The following is a 15,709-nucleotide window of genomic DNA, read 5'->3' as shown; positions in this document are numbered from 1 at the left end:
CTCCGAATGGGTTTCCGGCTCATCCTTGAGGGCGAGGAGGACATGCATATCGTCGGGGAAGCGTCCGACGGCGCCGAGGGGGTGCGGTTGACCGAGCGGCTGCAGCCCGACGTCGTCCTCATGGACGTGCGGATGCCAACTATGGACGGCATCGAGGCGACCAGACGCATCACTGACTCGGGCAGCTTTGCCCGGATCATCATCCTGACGACCTTCGATCTTGACGAGTACGCGTTCGCCGGCCTGCGGGCCGGGGCCTCGGCCTTTCTTCTCAAGGACGTTGCACCGAACGAGCTCGTGCACGCAGTGCGGGTGGTTGCCAGCGGGGACGCCGTCGTCGCGCCCAGGGTCACCCAGCGCCTCCTCGAGGAATATGTGCGCTCCCAGCCGAGCGCGCCGAAAACTCCGCGGGACCCGTTGCTGCAGGATCTGACCCCGCGTGAGCTCGAGGTCCTCGGCGCAATTGCCGAGGGCCTGTCCAATGCCGAGCTGGCGCACCGGTTCTTCCTCTCGGAAGCCACCGTGAAGACACACGTCCGCCGGATCCTCACCAAACTGCACCTGCGCGACCGCGTCCAGGCCGTGGTCTACGCCTACGAGACCGGCCTGGTGACGCCGAGCCAGGGACTCGATTTCTGACCCGCTGCGGCTTGTAGGCTTGCAGTCATGACTGCCGCTCATGCTCACATTGCCGATCTTGGCGCCTACGTCAGCGCTTCGCCGTCGAGTTTCCACGCAGCTTATGAAGGCGGTGCCCGACTGCGGACTGCCGGATTCACCCAACTGCACGAGGGTGATGCCTGGGACGGTGGACCGGGCCGGTATTTCGTCGTCCGTGACGGCGCCCTGATCGCATGGGTTGTTCCGTCGACGGCAACCGAGACCACCGGGTTCCACATACTGGGAGCACACACTGACTCGCCCTCTTTCAAGCTGAAGCCGAAGCCGACCACCGGACGCCACGGTTGGCTGCAGGCCGGCGTCGAAATCTACGGCGGTCCGCTGCTCAACTCGTGGCTGGACCGCGAGTTGGCACTCGCCGGGCGGCTCGTGACGCACGACGGCGTCGAGCACCTCGTGCACACCGGACCGCTCCTGCGCTTCCCCCAGCTCGCCATACACCTCGACCGTGCCGTCAATGATGGCCTGAAGCTGGACAAGCAGCAGCACATGAACCCCGTGTGGGGCCTTGGCGATCCCGGGCGGGCTGACCTCCTGCAGCTCCTGGCCGTGGACGCCGACGTGGAGGCAGCGGATGTCGGCGGGTTCGACGTCGTCATCGCCGACACCCAGCAACCGCGGGTGTTCGGCGCGGAAGGCGAGTTCTTCGCCTCCGGTCGGCTCGATAACCTCTCCTCGGTACACGTCGGGCTCACCGCACTCATCCACGCCACGAAGGACGACGCCGGGAACGCACCGATCGCGGTGCTGGCCGCCTTCGATCACGAGGAGGTGGGCAGCGGTTCGCGCTCGGGGGCGAGCGGGCCGTTCCTGGAGGACATCCTGCACCGGATCTCGGCGGGGCTGGGCGCAAGTGAAGAGCAGCGGCGGCGCTCTTTCGCGGCCTCATTCTGTGTCTCCGCTGACGCGGGCCACGCCGTCCATCCCAATTACGCCGAACGCCACGACCCCGCAAATCATCCCGTCCTGAACGGTGGACCGCTGCTGAAGATCAACGCTAACCAGCGGTACACCACTGATGCTCCCGGCGCAGCCTATTGGGCTCGGTTGTGCCGCGACGCAGATGCTCCGTACCAGGAGTTTGTGTCCAACAACGTGATGCCATGCGGGTCGACCATCGGACCGCTGACAGCGACCCGACTGGGGATCCGGACGGTCGACGTCGGAGTTCCGTTGCTGTCGATGCACTCCGCCCGCGAACTGTGCGGCGTGGAGGATCCCTACCACCTGACCCGCGTTGCGCGGCGCTTCTTCACTGTTGCCTAAGCTGTAGTGCTTATCCACAGGCGGTTCGGTGACCCGTTTACAGTCCGGTAGTATTGATAAGTCCGTGCCGACGTGGAGCCGCTGGAAGTAAAGCGGTAACAGCTGCACGGGTCAACGCAAAAGAACCTCCTGTTGCGGAAGGACCGCGACCGTTTAGCCCAGAGGAGGTGGGTTCACAATGCGTGCATATGAACTGATGGTAATCATCGACCCCGATGTCGAGGAACGTACCGTTGAGCCAACACTTGAGAAGTTCCTGAACGTTGTACGCAACGGCGAAGGCACTGTAGACAAGGTGGACATCTGGGGACGTCGCCGCTTGGCCTACGACATCAAGAAGAAGTCCGAGGGCATTTACGCCGTCGTCAACTTCACCGCTACCCCGGCTATCGCAGCTGAACTTGACCGCCAGCTTGGTCTGAACGAGACCATCATGCGCACCAAGATCATCCGCCCCGAGGAGCAGAAGGTTTCTGCCGAGTAGTTTCGGCTTTCAACCACGTCCACCCCGGTGGACCAGTGACCGTAGGAGGCACCATGGCAGGCGAGACCACAATCACGGTCGTCGGTAATCTCACCAGCGACCCGGAACTTCGTTTCACCCCGTCAGGCTCCGCAGTGGCTAATTTCACCATTGCATCGACGCCGCGGACCTTCGACCGTCAGTCCAACGAATGGAAGGACGGCGAAACGCTGTTCCTCCGGGCGTCGGTCTGGCGTGAAGCGGCTGAGAACGTCGCGGAGACCCTCACCAAGGGAACCCGCGTTGTTGCACAGGGCCGCCTCAAGTCACGCTCGTATGAAACCAAGGAAGGCGAGAAGCGCACCGTCATGGAGCTGGAGGTGGACGAAATCGGTCCATCCCTGCGCTACGCATCCGCCAAGGTAAGCCGTACCCAGCGCTCCGGCGGTGGCGGCGGCTTCGGTGGGGGAGACAGCGGCGGCTTCGGCGGCGGCGGCGGCTCCAACCAGGGTTGGGGAGGCGGCGGCCAGCAGAGCCAGCCGGCTCAGGACCCCTGGGGTGCACCGGCCGGCGGTAACTCGTCCGGTTGGGGCAGCGGCCCGGATTCCTCCGAACCGCCCTTCTAGACCTTCCACGAAGCGTCGCCGCAGCGGCGTCGTCTTCACCACGTAATTCCCATCCCGCAGAACCGTTCTGCGGGCTCCACCAGACATAAGGAGCACCACGATGGCTAAGGCTGAACTTCGTAAGCCCAAACCAAAGTCCAACCCCTTGAAGGCCGCTGACGTCACCGTCATCGACTACAAGGACGTAGCACTGCTGCGTAAGTTCATTTCCGACCGCGGAAAGATCCGTGCGCGCCGCGTTACCGGCGTGACCGTGCAGGAACAGCGCAAAATCGCCCAGGCAATCAAGAACGCCCGCGAAGTTGCACTCCTGCCTTACTCCGGCGCAGGCCGCGGCTAAGGAAAGGAACACACCATGGCAAAGCTTATTCTGACCCAGGAAGTCACCGGTCTCGGAACCGCAGGCGACGTCGTCGAGGTGAAGAACGGTTACGCACGTAACTACCTTCTGCCCCGCGGCTTCGCTCTGACCTGGACCAAGGGTGGCGAGAAGCAGGTGGAGTCCATCAAGGCTGCACGTACTGCTCGCGAGCACGCATCCCTCGAGGACGCCCAGCGCCAGGCTGCTGCCCTCCAGGCAAAGCCGGTCAAGCTGACCGTCAAGGCCGGCGAGTCCGGCCGCCTCTTTGGAACCGTTAAGGCCGAAGATGTCGCAAAGGCTGTCGAGGCCGCTGGCCTCGGCTCCATCGACAAGCGCAAGGTCGAACTGCCGGCCCACATCAAGTCGACCGGCAGCTACCAGGCGAACGTCCGTCTCCACGAGGATGTTGCCGCTGTTATCGACCTGGATGTCGTAGCCAGCTAGATCAGTTTCGCTCAGGGAAGGCCCTGCTCCTTTGGAGCGGGGCCTTTCGCGTGTACTGATGCCGAAGGGCGCATCGGTGCGCATGCCAGTCCCCGTATATGTCCGGGCCACCATCAGGGCCTGAGAATAAACGGCCGTCACGTCGCTGCCCGCCCATCCCCCGCACATATACCCAGCTAGCTGTGGAGTTGTGGATATTGGGTGCATAAAGGGCCGGCCGTAGGGCCAAATTCACCTTCTGTCAACACGGAACCAGCGGGTGAATGTTGGGCTCAGAAAGTTTTTCTCCACAGGCTGTTCGGAACGTTTCGCCTAGTCAAACCGCTATTGTGAGTGGGCGACGGAGTAAATCCACATAGATATCCCCAGCCTCTACACACAACACGCCGAACAATTACCCACTTATGCACACCCCCTGTGGATAACTTGCTTGGCAGGGTGGCGCTTGGGCACTAGCGTTACGGGGTATCCCATCCCGCGCAAGGCTGTCGGTGGCGGCTGGTACCTATGGTTATTCAGCTCGGATCCATCGTCCCCCAAGGGCTTGGGAGCGGGGTTTGGGGAAGTTTCGGGAAGGAAGGCCGCACTAGTGTCTTTGACTCATGCGGATACATCAGAAGATACGCGCTCCCCGGAATTCTCACGGACACCACCGCAGGACCTGGTAGCGGAGCAGTCCGTCCTCGGCGGCATGATGCTTTCCAAAGACGCCATCGCAGACTGCGTCGAGGTACTGCGTGGAGTGGACTTCTACCGCCCGGCCCACGAGAGCATCTACGAGGCCATCATTGACCTGTATGGTCGCGGGGAGCCGGCTGACGCCGTCACCGTCTCGGATGAGCTGACCAAACGAGGCGAGATTTCGCGGATCGGCGGCCCGGCCTACCTGCACACCCTGATCCAGTCTGTTCCCACCGCAGCCAACGCGGGCTTCTACGCGGAGATCGTCCGTGAGCGCGCCGTTCTGCGTCGCCTGGTGGACGCCGGGACCAAGATTGTTCAGCTCGGCTACTCCAATGACGGGGAGGTCGATGACATCGTCAACGCTGCCCAGGCTGAGGTTTATGCGGTCGCCGAGCGGCGTACGGCTGAAGACTATGTGCCCCTGAAGGACATCATTGAGGGCACGGTGGATGAGATCGAATCTGCCGGCCATCGCGGGGAGGGGATGACCGGCGTACCCACGGGGTTCTACGAATTCGACGAGCTCACCCAGGGGCTTCACGGCGGGCAGATGATCGTCATAGCTGCGCGACCAGCCATGGGTAAGTCAACCTTCGCACTGGACTGGGCCCGGTCGGCTGCGATCAAGCACAACATGACCACAGTGTTCTTCTCCCTCGAAATGGGCCGAAATGAGATCGCTATGCGCCTGTTGTCCGCCGAGGCCACGATCGGGCTGCAGGACCTCCGTAAGGGCACGGTCAAGGACGAGCAGTGGGGCAAGATCGCCACCACCATGGGCCGCATGAACGACGCTCCGCTCTTCATCGATGACAGCCCGAACATGTCCCTCATGGAGATTCGTGCCAAGTGCCGTCGCCTGAAGCAGAGGCACGATCTCAAGCTGGTTGTCCTTGATTACCTGCAACTGATGTCCTCAGGTAAGCGCGTTGAGTCGAGGCAGCAGGAAGTCTCCGAGTTCTCACGCGCCCTGAAACTGCTGGCCAAGGAACTGAACGTCCCCGTCGTCGCCCTGTCACAGCTGAACCGTGGCTCGGAGCAGCGTACTGACAAGCGGCCCATGGTGTCTGACCTTCGTGAATCCGGATCGATCGAGCAGGACGCCGACATGGTCATCCTGCTCCACCGTGACGACGTCTACGACAAGGAGTCGCCACGCGCCGGTGAGGCGGATGTCATCGTTGCTAAGCACCGTAACGGACCTACCAAGACGCTTGTGGTCGGATTCCAGGGGCACTATTCGCGCTTCAACAACATGGCGGCTGACACCGGCGGGTTCTAACCAATTCAGTCCGTCAGGGCAATCGGCTCGGTTTGAGGCGGTGCGGCACGCCAGCCTGTGCCGGAACGAGTTCTACGGGGCTCACGAGCACGGCCGCGCCAGTATGCAAGGAACCGGTGGAGAGCGGCTGACATCGAACGCCACCGCGCCCGCGCATTGCCGCATGTGCTCCGGGGGCGAGCATCCTATCCATCCATACACACGGGTGGGCCGGCCTGCCACACCTCAAAGTGACGCTGTCTCCGCCGGACTCCAGTGCGAACTCCTGCCCGATGAGCGGTGCCAGGTGTGCACCCCTCAGAATCACATTGCGGCGCGTCAGCAGGGGATCGAAGGGACCGGCTCCCAGTTCCGCTGCGATAGCCTCCAGGGCTTCGACCGGGAACAGGGTTACGGCCGCGTCCATGTGTGCGGCCTTTCCGAAGAACCTGTCACCCACGATGCCCTTGCCCGCTACTACATCGGCTTTGTCGGCGTCGAGGGTGCTGACCTCGGCAGCGCCGTCGCGGGCCCTGCCGAAGTAGGCGTGCTGCGGCGACACCAGCAGATGAAGTATTTCGACGTTGTACCGGTACTCGGACATGTACACAAACTAGCGGTTCACCGGGAGGAGGACCGCCATGGGGATCGGGCAGCCTCTGCAGCAAGCCGCTGCGGAGACGGAAGCAACGTGCATGATGGACTCATGAGCGTCGAGGCGTCTGCAGCAGACCCCGCGGACACACCCTACGACACCGCAGGGAATGCACTCGGCCGTCGATCAGTGGAGTTGGTCCGACGCGTCCAGGATGATTCGGCCCGCTGGATCATCAGGCTGATGCTCGCCGGGCAGCACCATGAGGTGACTTTCGCCGGCCTGAAATCGCGGCCCCTGGATCTCCCGGTTGCCCTATCGCGTCACCTTGTCGGCTTCACCGGCGGTGAGGAGCTCGCACCGGTGCGACCGAGCGGCAGCTCGGGAGCTGCCGGCAGTACATCCCTCGCACAGCGCGCAGGAGCACCTGTGGCGTTGTCGGCCATGCTCCGGCATCTCTCGGACCAACTCCTCGTGGGAGACCTCGCCGTCCGGCTTGAACTGCCCGATGCCATTCACCAGCTACGCGTGACCTGCCGATCCCTGCGGGCCCTGCTGAAGGCCGCGGCACCGTTCCTGGAGCGCAGCCGCAGGCGGGAAGCTAGTCAGCGGCTGAAGACTCTCGCCAGGGTATGCGCACCGGCGCGTGATGCTGAGATCACGGCACAGTTGCTCACCATGGGCCTAGATTCACTTACCCCTGTGAACGAGGACCTGATCACCCATCTGCAGGAGCTTGCCTTCGCTCAATACACCGAGGGGTCCCGCGCTGTCAGGCAGGTCCTGCAGCAGAAAGAACACCATGATCTGTTGACGGAGATGAGCGCCTTCGCGCTGAATCCGCCGCTGACCGACAAGGTGACCGGCCTGACCGCCCGTCAACTTGCCAACAAACTCCTCCGACGAAGCCTGCGGGGCGTCCTGGAAAGCGCGGCTGAGCCGCCGGACCACGCCCTGTCTTCGGATGAGGCGGTGCTACAGCGCGCACACAACGTCCGCAAAGCCGCCAAAGCGGTCCGTTATGTTGCCTCGGTGCTGCACGGCGCGGGAATCAAGCCGCAGAAGGACCTCCACAGGGCGGCGAAGACCAGCAAGCGGTACCAGCGTGAACTCGGCGCCATCATCGACTCCTGGGTGGTGCTCAGGTGGCTCTCGAGCACCGCAGACCGCCAGGCCGGTGAGGGTGATCGCTACGACCTGGGTTTGATCCAGGGAGTCGCGGCCGCCCGGTACCGGGACAGCCTCCGGCATTCCGGGGAACTGATCGACGAATTCCTCTCGCAACTGGCCGACGGCTCACCAGCGTCCTAGCCGCCGGCGACGGACTGGATGATCATCACCTCTGATCCGGGGGTGACGGATGTGGCAAGCCCGTCCACCCGGCGGACGTCCTCGCCGTCGACGTAGACGTTCACGTACCGGCGCAGTGCGCCTGTCTCGTCGCGGATGCGTCGCGCCAACACGGGCCTGCCCTCTGAGAGGGCGTCGAGTACGGCGGACACCGTCGCCGGTGCGTCGACCGGAACCTCGACGGCCGACCGGTCCTCGACCAGTGGCCGCAACAGCGTCGGGATGAGCACCGTCACTGCGCTCATGGCGAGGGGACAGGTGCAGTAGCCCCGACGACGACGGCGGCACGTACGCACAGTACGTCCGGCAGGTGCGCTGCCACTTCCGTGAAGGTCTGGCCCTCGTCAGCGCTGGCGTAGACCGTTCCGCCGCGGGTGCCAAAGTAGACGCCGACTGGTTCTGCTGTGTCCACGCCTGCGGCGTCGCGCAACACGGCGTTGTATTCGCTGGCGGGCAGGCCGTTGTCGAGGCGGGTCCAGGTGGCTCCGGCGTCGTCTGTGCGGTGAACGGCAAGGCGCGCATCCGGTGGGATGCGCTCGCCGTCGGCCTTGAGCGGGATTACCCACGCTGTACCACCGCGCCGCGGGTGGGAGAGCATCACGAATCCGAAGTCCGCGGGCAGTCCGTCGGCGATCGATTCCCACGTTTCCGCACCGTCATCGGACCGGTAGACACCGTGGTGGTTCTGGGCATAGAGCCGCTCCGGGTTTTCCGAGTCGCGGGCGATCTTGTGAACGCACTGGCCGAACTCCGGATTCGGGTCAGGCATGAAGTAGGCCGAGATGCCCTTGTTGCGGGGTTCCCAGGACTGACCGCCGTCGATGGAGCGGTAGACGCCGCCGGTGCTCATGGCCACGTGGACGGTGTCGTCCACCGGGTGCGGTATGACGGTGTGAGCTGCCGCGCCGCCGAAACCGGCTCCCCATTCCGAGCGATGCGGGTGGTCCCATAGCCCCCGGTTGAGCTCGAAGTGCTGCCCGCCGTCGGTGGATTTCCACACCGAGATCGGTTCGCAGCCGGCCCAGACAACGCCGGGGCGGTCTTCCGAGTCCGGCTGCAACTGCCAGACCCGGCCAAGGGCGGTTTCGTCTGATTCGGCGAACTTGATGGCACCCTGCTCGGGTTCGGACCAGGTGGAGCCGAGATCGTCGGTGTAGACAACAGTTGGCCCCCAGTGCCAGTCCATCATCCCGACGAGGATCCTCGTCCTCCCGCCGCGCGTATCGATACCGATGCTCGGGATCTCCGACATCAGGTGATGAGGCTGGGACAGGGTCCAGTTCTGCCGGTCCGTGCTGGTAGCCAGCCACAAACCCTTTTTGGTGCCGATGGCAATGACGGTGGTTTCCATGAGTACTCGATTCACCGGAAGAGGAGTACGCGGCCGCCGTGGACACACCATCACATGACCGACCGCATGTGGACACTGTAAACAATGGCACAGCCGCCTTGGGCTGTACAGAGGTTTTTGAAGGAGAGGTCCCCTACAGTCCGGGCGCCGCTCGCCGGAACCGTAGGCCGATAAGCTTCTGCCCATGGCCGTGTACATTGATCCTCCCCTCTGGCCTGCGCACGGAACCGTTTTTTCCCACCTGATCTCGGATGCCTCGCTGGAGGAACTGCATGCTTTCGCAGCGGAAGCCGGCATCCCGGAGCGGGCCTTTGATATTGACCACTACGACGTGCCCGCCCGCCGGTACCGCCAACTCGTCACGCTCGGCGCACGGGAGGTCGACGGCGGCGCCCTGGTTCGTATCCTCATCGCGAGCGGATTGCGGGTTCCCGCACGACGAAGGCCTGCCAAAATCCAGCAAGCCCTGCAGGCTCGCTGGGAGCAAACCCTGCCCGGTGCGCAGCGGCTGGGGTCAGAGCTCCTGAGCCGGTGGTCTGAGCCGCACCGTCGCTATCACACGCCCGAGCACCTGCTCGATGTGCTGGAAGCGCTGGACCTCCTCTTCACCGAGAACGACGACGCCGACACCCGGCTTCAGGTCCGGCTCGCCGCCTGGTTCCACGACGCAGTGTATGCGGGCGAGGCCGGGAGGGACGAGGAAGCGTCCGCCGCACTCGCGGAGGCCCGCCTTGCACGCCACCTCGAGCAGCCCGCCGAGGTTCAACGGCTGGTGTTACTCACCGCCACCCACGCGCCAGGCCAAGGGGACCGGCCCGGGGAACTGCTGTGCGACGCTGATCTCTCCGTGCTGGGCCGCCCGCCGGGCGGATACCGGCGCTACCTGTCAGCCGTCCGCCAGGAGTACGCCCATGTGCCGGACGACGACTTCGCCCGCGGCAGGGCCGCCGTCGTCGACCGTCTCCGGTGCCTTGACCCGCTGTACCGGACAGGGGAGGGGCAGCGGCTATGGGCGGACCAGGCCCAGCAGAACCTGCGGGCTGAGGCCCTTACGCTGCGCTGAGGGGAGGCAGGGTGCAGCGGTAGCGTAAACGTCCGGGCCATCTCGGGTCGGGAGGGGCGGTCTCGACGGTGAAGCCGAGCCGGTGGTAGAAGCCGGCGGCGTCATCGTCGGTTTCCGCGATGAGGGGCATCCCGGGATCCTCGGCCCTGATGAACCGGATGAGAGCAGTTCCCGCGCCGCGTCCGCGGTGGGAAGCACGGACCGCAAGGTACTCCAGCATATTCGCCCTACCGTGAGCACGGTAGCTTGCGAATGCGACAGGTTCCGCGTCCTCAAGCACGCCTATGGTCGCCATCACCGGAAGAACGTCTGCAATCAAACGGTGCAGCTCCTGATCCTCCTGCCCGGCCGCGTCCCGCAGTAGGGCGACGAATGCCCTGGTGCGCAGGGAATCGTCAGGAAGAGCTTCGATCCGGTGCATGAGATCATGGTGGCACATCTTGTTTACAGTGTTTACATTCGGTGGGAGCTGCACAGTTTGGCCGCCGAGCAGCAAGGAGGTGGGGTGTCGCACCGGAAGCGCAATACCTATCGTCACGGCGACCTTCACCGCGCGCTGGTAGCAGCTGGCACTGACCTTGCCCGGGAAGGCGGGCCGTCCGCCGTCGTACTTCGTGAAGTGACGCGCCGCACCGGGGTGACACCGAATGCTGCCTACCGGCACTTCGCCGACAAGCGGGCCCTCCTGCATGCGGTGTCGATGGCAGCGCAGGCCGAGCTGGCGCGCTCGATCGAGGCTGAGCAGTCGAAAATCCTTCAGTCCGACGACGACGACGGCGCCACCGCGAAGGCCCGTCTACGGGCCGTCGGTGCCGGGTACCTGCGGTTCGCGCAGACCCAGCCCGGGCTTTTCCGGACCGCGTTCTTTGAACACGTTGACTTGCGTGACGCCGGTACGGCGGACTCGGCGGGGGACAACGGCCTGACGCCGTTTCAACTGTTATCGCTAGCGCTCGACGGACTGGTTGAAGCGGGCGTCCTGCCCCCGGAACGCCGCCTCGGCGCCGAGTTCCTTGCCTGGTCCTCGGTGCACGGGCTTGCAATGCTGGTCATCGATGGACCTTTGCAGGGTCTCGACGTGGAACAGCGGACGTTTGCCGCGAGCCGGCTGCTCGATATGGTCGAAAAGGGCCTATGACGCTCCGGTCGCAACAGTTTTATCTGGTGCCGCGCATCCGAGCCCTGTAGCGCAGGACGTGCCCGCGGGCGAACAGCGCGATCGCGGCCACCACCAGGACAGCGCCGATGGCGAGGAGCACTCCCGACATCGCCTGCACGGGTTCACCGAAAGCTGCAGACCTCGCAAATCCGGACATCCCTTCCGGAATGAAGAGAGTACTCAGAAGAATGAGCACACCACCGGCAATGAAGTGCTTCACTCCAACTTTCACGTTTCTCCTTCGCAGAGGCCTGAAGACCAAGCCTAGCGAGTGGAAAGGGAAGACACCTCGCCCGCTTTGTCGGGAGCGGCGCCTAGGCTTGGTTTCGTGACAGCCACCGTCCCCGACCGGCGCCAGCTCAGCCGTTCCATCCTCAGGCTCGCCGTACCCGCGCTTGGCGCGCTCATCGCCGAGCCTCTTTTCCTTCTGGCCGACTCCGCAATCGTGGGGCACCTTGGTGTGGAAGAGCTGGCAGGGGTGGGGCTGGCCTCAACGGTTCTGCAGACCGCTGTCGGCCTCATGGTCTTCCTCGCGTACTCAACCACCCCTGCGGTAGCCCGTTTCCTGGGCGCCGGCCGTATGCCGGACGCCGTCGCTGCAGGGCGCGACGGCGTCGGTCTGGCTTTTGTGCTCGGCGTTGTCCTCTCGGTCCTCGGCTGGGTTCTCGCGCCTGCGCTTGCATCCGCAATGGGTGCGGAAGGGCAGGTTCACCAATTCGCCGTGGACTACCTCCGCTATTCGATGCCCGGTCTCACGGCCATGCTGGTTGTCCTCGCAGCCACGGGCGTGCTCAGGGGGCTCCAGGACACCCGGACACCGCTGGTCGTAGCGGGAGCAGGGTTTGGGGCGAATATCGTGCTGAACTTCCTGCTGGTCTATGGAGCGGGGCTCTCCGTTGCCGGTTCGGCGCTGGGGACCAGCATCGCGCAATGGGGTATGGCAACCGTCTATCTCGTCATCATCGTTCGTTTCTCCCGCAGGAACTCCGTTGCGCTGCGCCCCACCTGGCTGGGGGTGCGTGCTACCGCCCGGGTGGGCTCCTGGCTGATGCTGCGCACCGCGAGCCTGCGCATCGCAATTCTGGCAACGGTGTTCGTCGCTACGGCACAAGGGTCTGTTTCGCTCGCGGCACATCAGTTGGTGATGACAATTTTCACCCTCCTCGCGTTCGCGCTGGATGCCCTGGCAATCGCCGCCCAAGCGCTCATTGGCAAGGAACTGGGAGCAGGCAACCGCCCGCTCGCCCACGCCCTGACCCGCACCATGGTTCGCTGGGGTGTGGCGTTCGGCTTCCTGACCGGGATCCTGCTTGCCGCCGTCGCACCATTCCTCGACTGGATCTTTACATCCGATGAAGGCGTGCGAACGGCCTTTACCGTCGGTCTCTGGGTCTTGGCCGCGGCGCAACCCATCTGCGGCTATGTCTTCGTGTTGGATGGCGTGCTCATCGGAGCAGGGGATGCTCGGTATCTGGCGCTCGCCGGCGTCGTCAATCTCGTCCTGTACATTCCATTGCTGGTTCTGGTGTTCGCAGCGGACCTCAGCGGGCCCGCGGGAATCGCCTGGCTGTGGGCTGCCTTCGGTGTGGGTTTCATGCTGGCCCGTGCACTGACCCTTGGCTGGCGTGTCCGCGATGATCGCTGGATGGTTACTGGCGTGGCCTAGGACTAAACTTGCAACGTCCAACCGCCCAGAGGAAGGCCTCGATGAGCGAGGAATCGGCTGACAAGTCCGCATCTCCCGCGCTGTGGCGCGCCTTTTTGCTGCACGCGGCGGTTGCCGGGGCCTTCGGACTGCTGACAATTTTCTGGAGCCAGCCCTCCGTGCACGTGATGTCTGTCGCGGGAGGCCTGTACTTTCTGGGGCTGGCTGTAGCCGTTCACCTCACGGAGAGGAGCCTCAGGGCACAGGACGCAGTGCCCCTGTGGCTCACCCGGACGGTGCCGGTCTTCCTGGCCGTTGCGGGGCTGCTTAATCTGTGGGTCCACTCGGACCGCATGTTCAGCGGAACCGGCGCCCTCGCCCTCGTCCTGATGGGCATCGTTTACCTGGTGGTATGGGGCAGGAACCGCGGCACGCATCTGGCCGCCCGGGATTTCCTCCTGACCGGCACTGTCTCCGTGCTGACAGGCGGATTGCTTCCGGTGTTCGAGGCCCTCGGGGCACACGCCCTGCTCGGTGTGGCGGGAGGCGGTGCGGTGATCACCGCCGTCGTGCTCGCTCTTGCCGCGCTCAGCTACCGGCACGATCTCAGTGCGGCTGCCGGTTCGGCCACCCGCACCAACCCCGTAAACTAGATTTCTACTATTCGTAGAAAATATTGAGGAGAAGGCACCGTGTCCAAGCAGGTTAAGGGCGTCAAGGGTCCGCTCATCTTCTCTGCCGTTCTCGCTGCGGTGGCCGGTGCTGCCACCATGGTCTTTGCAACCGGCGGTGGTACCCGCGAACCGCGCATAGACCTCGGTCTGACCGCCGCGGGCATAGCGTTCATCGCCTCGCTCGTTATCAGCGCCCTCCTGCTGATGACTGAGAAGCCCAACGACGATCACCTGGGCAAGGGAACCGGCATCAACCGCTCGTCCTCCAAGATCAGGGGCGGTGCGGCGAATCTCGATGAGCACGGCAATCCCCGCGGGACCAACCCCCACAACGGCGACAACGCCGGTTAGGAAAAGGAGCGTCCGTGGCTGTTCCCGAGATCAACGTCCTCGCTGTCATTATTGCCACCCTCTCCACCATGGTGGTGGGCACCATCTGGTACACACCGAGGGTGTTCGGCAACTACTGGATGCGGCTCGCCAAGGTGAATCCCAGCGGAGACGCAAAGGACGCCGTCAAGCCGATCCTCATCACTTTGGTAGTGAGCTTCATCAGCGCCTGGGTTCTGGCGGGCAGCGCCGCGATTGCCCAGGAGTTCTACGGCGGCAACTTCCTGATGAACACACTCGTTACCGCCGTCATCCTGTGGGCCGGTTTCACCGCCTCCCGATTCATCACCCATGACGCCTTCGAGGGACGGCCAGCCGGACTCACGGTGCTCAACTGTGCGCATGAGCTGGTGACCTTCGTTGTCATGGCTCTCGTCATCGGTCTCATGGGGATCAGCGGAGCCTAGGCGCAGCAGCACGCTCTGTTGCCTGAAAAGGTGAACTCTGGTTCACTGTTTGTACGGAGGGGAGTATCCCCCAACCAGTCCATCGTCATTACGGCGGCCCCAGCGCCTCCCGGTGGACGGGCCCGCCACCGGCCGGGAGAGACCTCCAGTTAGTACCAACTGACTGGAAGTGGGTTTCCCATGAATGTGCCCCTGTGGCTCTGGTTCGCCGTCATCGGTCTGATTCTTCTCATGCTGACCATCGACCTCGTCGCGCATCGGCGCGCTCACATCATCTCCGTCCGTGAAGCAGCCGCCTGGTCGGCGGTCTGGGTTCTCATGGGTGTCGCGTTCGGCGGCGTAGTATGGCTCGGCTATGGCGCGGAATTCGGACAGCAGTACTTTGCCGGATATGTGATCGAGAAGTCGCTGGCCGTGGACAACGTCTTTGTCTGGGCGATCATCTTCGCGTTCTTCGGAGTTCCCCGCGAATATCAGCACCGGGTTCTCTTCCTCGGCGTCCTGGGAGCCCTCGTATTCCGTGGGATCTTTATTGCTGCCGGCTCCGCCATCATCTCGGGTGCGGAGTGGGTGCTCTACCTGTTCGCTGCCTTCCTGATCTTCACCGGCTACAGAATGCTCAAACAGCGTGACGAGCACATCGATCCAGAGCGGTCACGGACGCTTAAGCTCTTTCGACGCTTCGTGCCCATGACCGACAGCTTCTATGGTCAGCGACTCCTCGTGCGCAAGGGCGGCGTGCTGCTGGCTACTCCGTTGCTGGCGGTCCTGGTGATGGTTGAGGTGACAGATATCGTTTTCGCCGTCGATTCCATCCCCGCGATCTTCGCCGTGACCGATGAGGTTTTCCTCGTATTCACCGCCAACGCGTTCGCGATCCTGGGCCTGCGTGCCATGTACTTCCTTCTGGCGGACCTGATTCACCGGTTCATCTACCTGAAGGTGGGGCTGGCTCTGGTGCTTGTCTGGGTGGGAATCAAGATGATGCTCAAGGTCGACCTCTACTACATTCCGACGACTGTCTCCCTCACGGTGATCATCACCATTCTGGCGGTCGCCATTGCAGCGAGCCTGGTGGCAACGCGGGGACAGGGACGGCGCGGGTTGTCCTCGCCGTCGGGCTCTCCCTTCCGGAAGGCAACAGAAGAAGAAATGGCTGAAATCCAGCCGCTCCGGGGTAAGAATGGCTTGGTGGCCGGATCGAGTTCCGGCAGCGGGCCCAACAGCGATTAAGGAGGCGGTATGTCGGGTGAGGCGGGGGACCCGACATCAGATGGGGAGCCTTCATC

General features: G+C 63.8%; 20 protein-coding genes. 15 read left to right on the top strand and 5 right to left on the bottom strand.

Going from position 1 to position 15,709, the window contains the following annotated elements:
• Positions 1–6: 6 nt before the first annotated feature.
• The 7 genes from M1D74_RS16650 (at position 7) to dnaB (ending at position 5,807) form a co-directional block, all read left to right on the top strand.
• Positions 7–639: a response regulator gene (locus M1D74_RS16650; RefSeq protein ID WP_458117208.1), complete on the top strand. Its 633-nt coding sequence runs from the start codon at positions 7–9 to the stop codon at positions 637–639.
• Between the two features lie 27 nt (positions 640–666).
• Positions 667–1,947 carry a M18 family aminopeptidase gene (locus M1D74_RS16645; protein ID WP_458116068.1) on the top strand — a complete coding sequence of 427 codons (1,281 nt, stop codon included), beginning with the start codon at positions 667–669 and terminating at the stop codon, positions 1,945–1,947.
• 178 nt (positions 1,948–2,125) lie between these two features.
• Positions 2,126–2,431: a 30S ribosomal protein S6 gene (gene rpsF, locus M1D74_RS16640; RefSeq protein WP_309070373.1), complete on the top strand. Its 306-nt coding sequence runs from the start codon at positions 2,126–2,128 to the stop codon at positions 2,429–2,431.
• Positions 2,432–2,484: 53 nt separating this feature from the next.
• Positions 2,485–3,036, top strand: coding sequence for a single-stranded DNA-binding protein (locus M1D74_RS16635; RefSeq protein WP_458116067.1), 552 nt, complete (start codon positions 2,485–2,487; stop codon positions 3,034–3,036).
• Between the two features lie 100 nt (positions 3,037–3,136).
• On the top strand, positions 3,137–3,376 hold the full coding sequence (rpsR, locus tag M1D74_RS16630) for a 30S ribosomal protein S18 (RefSeq protein WP_005273147.1): 240 nt from the start codon (positions 3,137–3,139) through the stop codon (positions 3,374–3,376).
• Between the two features lie 15 nt (positions 3,377–3,391).
• Entirely contained in the window at positions 3,392–3,841 is a 450-nt protein-coding gene (gene rplI, locus M1D74_RS16625; RefSeq protein WP_309070375.1) for a 50S ribosomal protein L9, read from the top strand.
• 589 nt (positions 3,842–4,430) lie between these two features.
• Positions 4,431–5,807, top strand: coding sequence for a replicative DNA helicase (dnaB, locus tag M1D74_RS16620; protein WP_309070376.1), 1,377 nt, complete (start codon positions 4,431–4,433; stop codon positions 5,805–5,807).
• A gap of 13 nt (positions 5,808–5,820) precedes the next feature.
• Here dnaB and M1D74_RS16615 read toward each other — a convergent pair whose 3' ends face one another.
• Positions 5,821–6,390, bottom strand: coding sequence for an MOSC domain-containing protein (locus tag M1D74_RS16615; RefSeq protein WP_458116066.1), 570 nt, complete (start codon positions 6,388–6,390; stop codon positions 5,821–5,823).
• 102 nt (positions 6,391–6,492) lie between these two features.
• Here M1D74_RS16615 and M1D74_RS16610 point away from each other — a divergent pair, with 102 nt between their 5' ends.
• Positions 6,493–7,692, top strand: a complete 1,200-nt coding sequence (locus M1D74_RS16610) for a CHAD domain-containing protein (protein ID WP_458116065.1) — start codon at positions 6,493–6,495, stop codon at positions 7,690–7,692.
• Here M1D74_RS16610 and M1D74_RS16605 read toward each other — a convergent pair.
• Together M1D74_RS16605 and M1D74_RS16600 are read right to left on the bottom strand one after the other, a co-directional pair.
• Positions 7,689–7,976, bottom strand: coding sequence for a ubiquitin-like small modifier protein 1 (locus tag M1D74_RS16605; protein WP_309070379.1), 288 nt, complete (start codon positions 7,974–7,976; stop codon positions 7,689–7,691). The two genes, M1D74_RS16610 and M1D74_RS16605, sit on opposite strands and share 4 nt — an antisense overlap.
• Positions 7,973–9,082: an exo-alpha-sialidase gene (locus M1D74_RS16600; protein ID WP_458116064.1), complete on the bottom strand. Its 1,110-nt coding sequence runs from the start codon at positions 9,080–9,082 to the stop codon at positions 7,973–7,975. Before M1D74_RS16600 ends, M1D74_RS16605 begins: the two co-directional genes overlap by 4 nt.
• A 184-nt stretch (positions 9,083–9,266) precedes the next feature.
• Between M1D74_RS16600 and M1D74_RS16595 the strand changes: the two genes are divergently transcribed.
• On the top strand, positions 9,267–10,145 hold the full coding sequence (locus M1D74_RS16595) for a DUF4031 domain-containing protein (protein WP_458116063.1): 879 nt from the start codon (positions 9,267–9,269) through the stop codon (positions 10,143–10,145).
• On the opposite strand, the gene M1D74_RS16590 is transcribed toward M1D74_RS16595, so the two are convergent.
• Positions 10,132–10,566 (bottom strand): GNAT family N-acetyltransferase, encoded by a 435-nt coding sequence (locus M1D74_RS16590; RefSeq protein WP_458116062.1) that lies wholly within the window; start codon positions 10,564–10,566, stop codon positions 10,132–10,134. The two genes, M1D74_RS16595 and M1D74_RS16590, sit on opposite strands and share 14 nt — an antisense overlap.
• A gap of 84 nt (positions 10,567–10,650) precedes the next feature.
• Here M1D74_RS16590 and M1D74_RS16585 point away from each other — a divergent pair, with 84 nt between their 5' ends.
• Positions 10,651–11,283: a TetR/AcrR family transcriptional regulator gene (locus tag M1D74_RS16585; protein ID WP_458116061.1), complete on the top strand. Its 633-nt coding sequence runs from the start codon at positions 10,651–10,653 to the stop codon at positions 11,281–11,283.
• 19 nt (positions 11,284–11,302) lie between these two features.
• Here M1D74_RS16585 and M1D74_RS16580 read toward each other — a convergent pair whose 3' ends face one another.
• Entirely contained in the window at positions 11,303–11,536 is a 234-nt protein-coding gene (locus tag M1D74_RS16580) for a hypothetical protein (RefSeq protein WP_458116060.1), read from the bottom strand.
• Between the two features lie 96 nt (positions 11,537–11,632).
• Between M1D74_RS16580 and M1D74_RS16575 the strand changes: the two genes are divergently transcribed.
• The 5 genes from M1D74_RS16575 to M1D74_RS16555 all read left to right on the top strand — a co-directional run bounded on the left by M1D74_RS16575 (position 11,633) and on the right by M1D74_RS16555 (position 15,653).
• On the top strand, positions 11,633–12,970 hold the full coding sequence (locus M1D74_RS16575; protein ID WP_309123954.1) for an MATE family efflux transporter: 1,338 nt from the start codon (positions 11,633–11,635) through the stop codon (positions 12,968–12,970).
• Positions 12,971–13,011: 41 nt separating this feature from the next.
• Positions 13,012–13,602, top strand: a complete 591-nt coding sequence (locus tag M1D74_RS16570) for a hypothetical protein (RefSeq protein ID WP_309072354.1) — start codon at positions 13,012–13,014, stop codon at positions 13,600–13,602.
• Between the two features lie 39 nt (positions 13,603–13,641).
• Positions 13,642–13,974, top strand: a complete 333-nt coding sequence (locus M1D74_RS16565; RefSeq protein ID WP_309072355.1) for a hypothetical protein — start codon at positions 13,642–13,644, stop codon at positions 13,972–13,974.
• A 68-nt stretch (positions 13,975–14,042) separates the two neighbouring features.
• Entirely contained in the window at positions 14,043–14,420 is a 378-nt protein-coding gene (locus tag M1D74_RS16560; RefSeq protein ID WP_458117207.1) for a DUF1761 domain-containing protein, read from the top strand.
• 180 nt (positions 14,421–14,600) lie between these two features.
• Positions 14,601–15,653 (top strand): TerC family protein, encoded by a 1,053-nt coding sequence (locus M1D74_RS16555; RefSeq protein ID WP_458116059.1) that lies wholly within the window; start codon positions 14,601–14,603, stop codon positions 15,651–15,653.
• Positions 15,654–15,709: the final 56 nt, after the last annotated feature.

Source organism: Arthrobacter sp. D2-10 (assembly GCF_054161285.1).
Note: the sequence above shows the minus strand (reverse complement) of the source record. Positions and strands in the feature narration are given on the sequence as shown.

Coding starts and splice junctions, on each gene's coding strand:
- M1D74_RS16650 (WP_458117208.1), top strand. CDS start 7: ATGGGTTTCCGGCTCATCCTTGAGGGCGAGGAGGACATGCATATCGTC.
- M1D74_RS16645 (WP_458116068.1), top strand. CDS start 667: ATGACTGCCGCTCATGCTCACATTGCCGATCTTGGCGCCTACGTCAGC.
- rpsF (WP_309070373.1), top strand. CDS start 2,126: ATGCGTGCATATGAACTGATGGTAATCATCGACCCCGATGTCGAGGAA.
- M1D74_RS16635 (WP_458116067.1), top strand. CDS start 2,485: ATGGCAGGCGAGACCACAATCACGGTCGTCGGTAATCTCACCAGCGAC.
- rpsR (WP_005273147.1), top strand. CDS start 3,137: ATGGCTAAGGCTGAACTTCGTAAGCCCAAACCAAAGTCCAACCCCTTG.
- rplI (WP_309070375.1), top strand. CDS start 3,392: ATGGCAAAGCTTATTCTGACCCAGGAAGTCACCGGTCTCGGAACCGCA.
- M1D74_RS16615 (WP_458116066.1), bottom strand. CDS start 6,390: ATGTCCGAGTACCGGTACAACGTCGAAATACTTCATCTGCTGGTGTCG.
- M1D74_RS16610 (WP_458116065.1), top strand. CDS start 6,493: ATGAGCGTCGAGGCGTCTGCAGCAGACCCCGCGGACACACCCTACGAC.
- M1D74_RS16605 (WP_309070379.1), bottom strand. CDS start 7,976: ATGAGCGCAGTGACGGTGCTCATCCCGACGCTGTTGCGGCCACTGGTC.
- M1D74_RS16600 (WP_458116064.1), bottom strand. CDS start 9,082: ATGGAAACCACCGTCATTGCCATCGGCACCAAAAAGGGTTTGTGGCTG.
- M1D74_RS16595 (WP_458116063.1), top strand. CDS start 9,267: ATGGCCGTGTACATTGATCCTCCCCTCTGGCCTGCGCACGGAACCGTT.
- M1D74_RS16590 (WP_458116062.1), bottom strand. CDS start 10,566: ATGCACCGGATCGAAGCTCTTCCTGACGATTCCCTGCGCACCAGGGCA.
- M1D74_RS16570 (WP_309072354.1), top strand. CDS start 13,012: ATGAGCGAGGAATCGGCTGACAAGTCCGCATCTCCCGCGCTGTGGCGC.
- M1D74_RS16560 (WP_458117207.1), top strand. CDS start 14,043: ATGGTGGTGGGCACCATCTGGTACACACCGAGGGTGTTCGGCAACTAC.
- M1D74_RS16555 (WP_458116059.1), top strand. CDS start 14,601: ATGAATGTGCCCCTGTGGCTCTGGTTCGCCGTCATCGGTCTGATTCTT.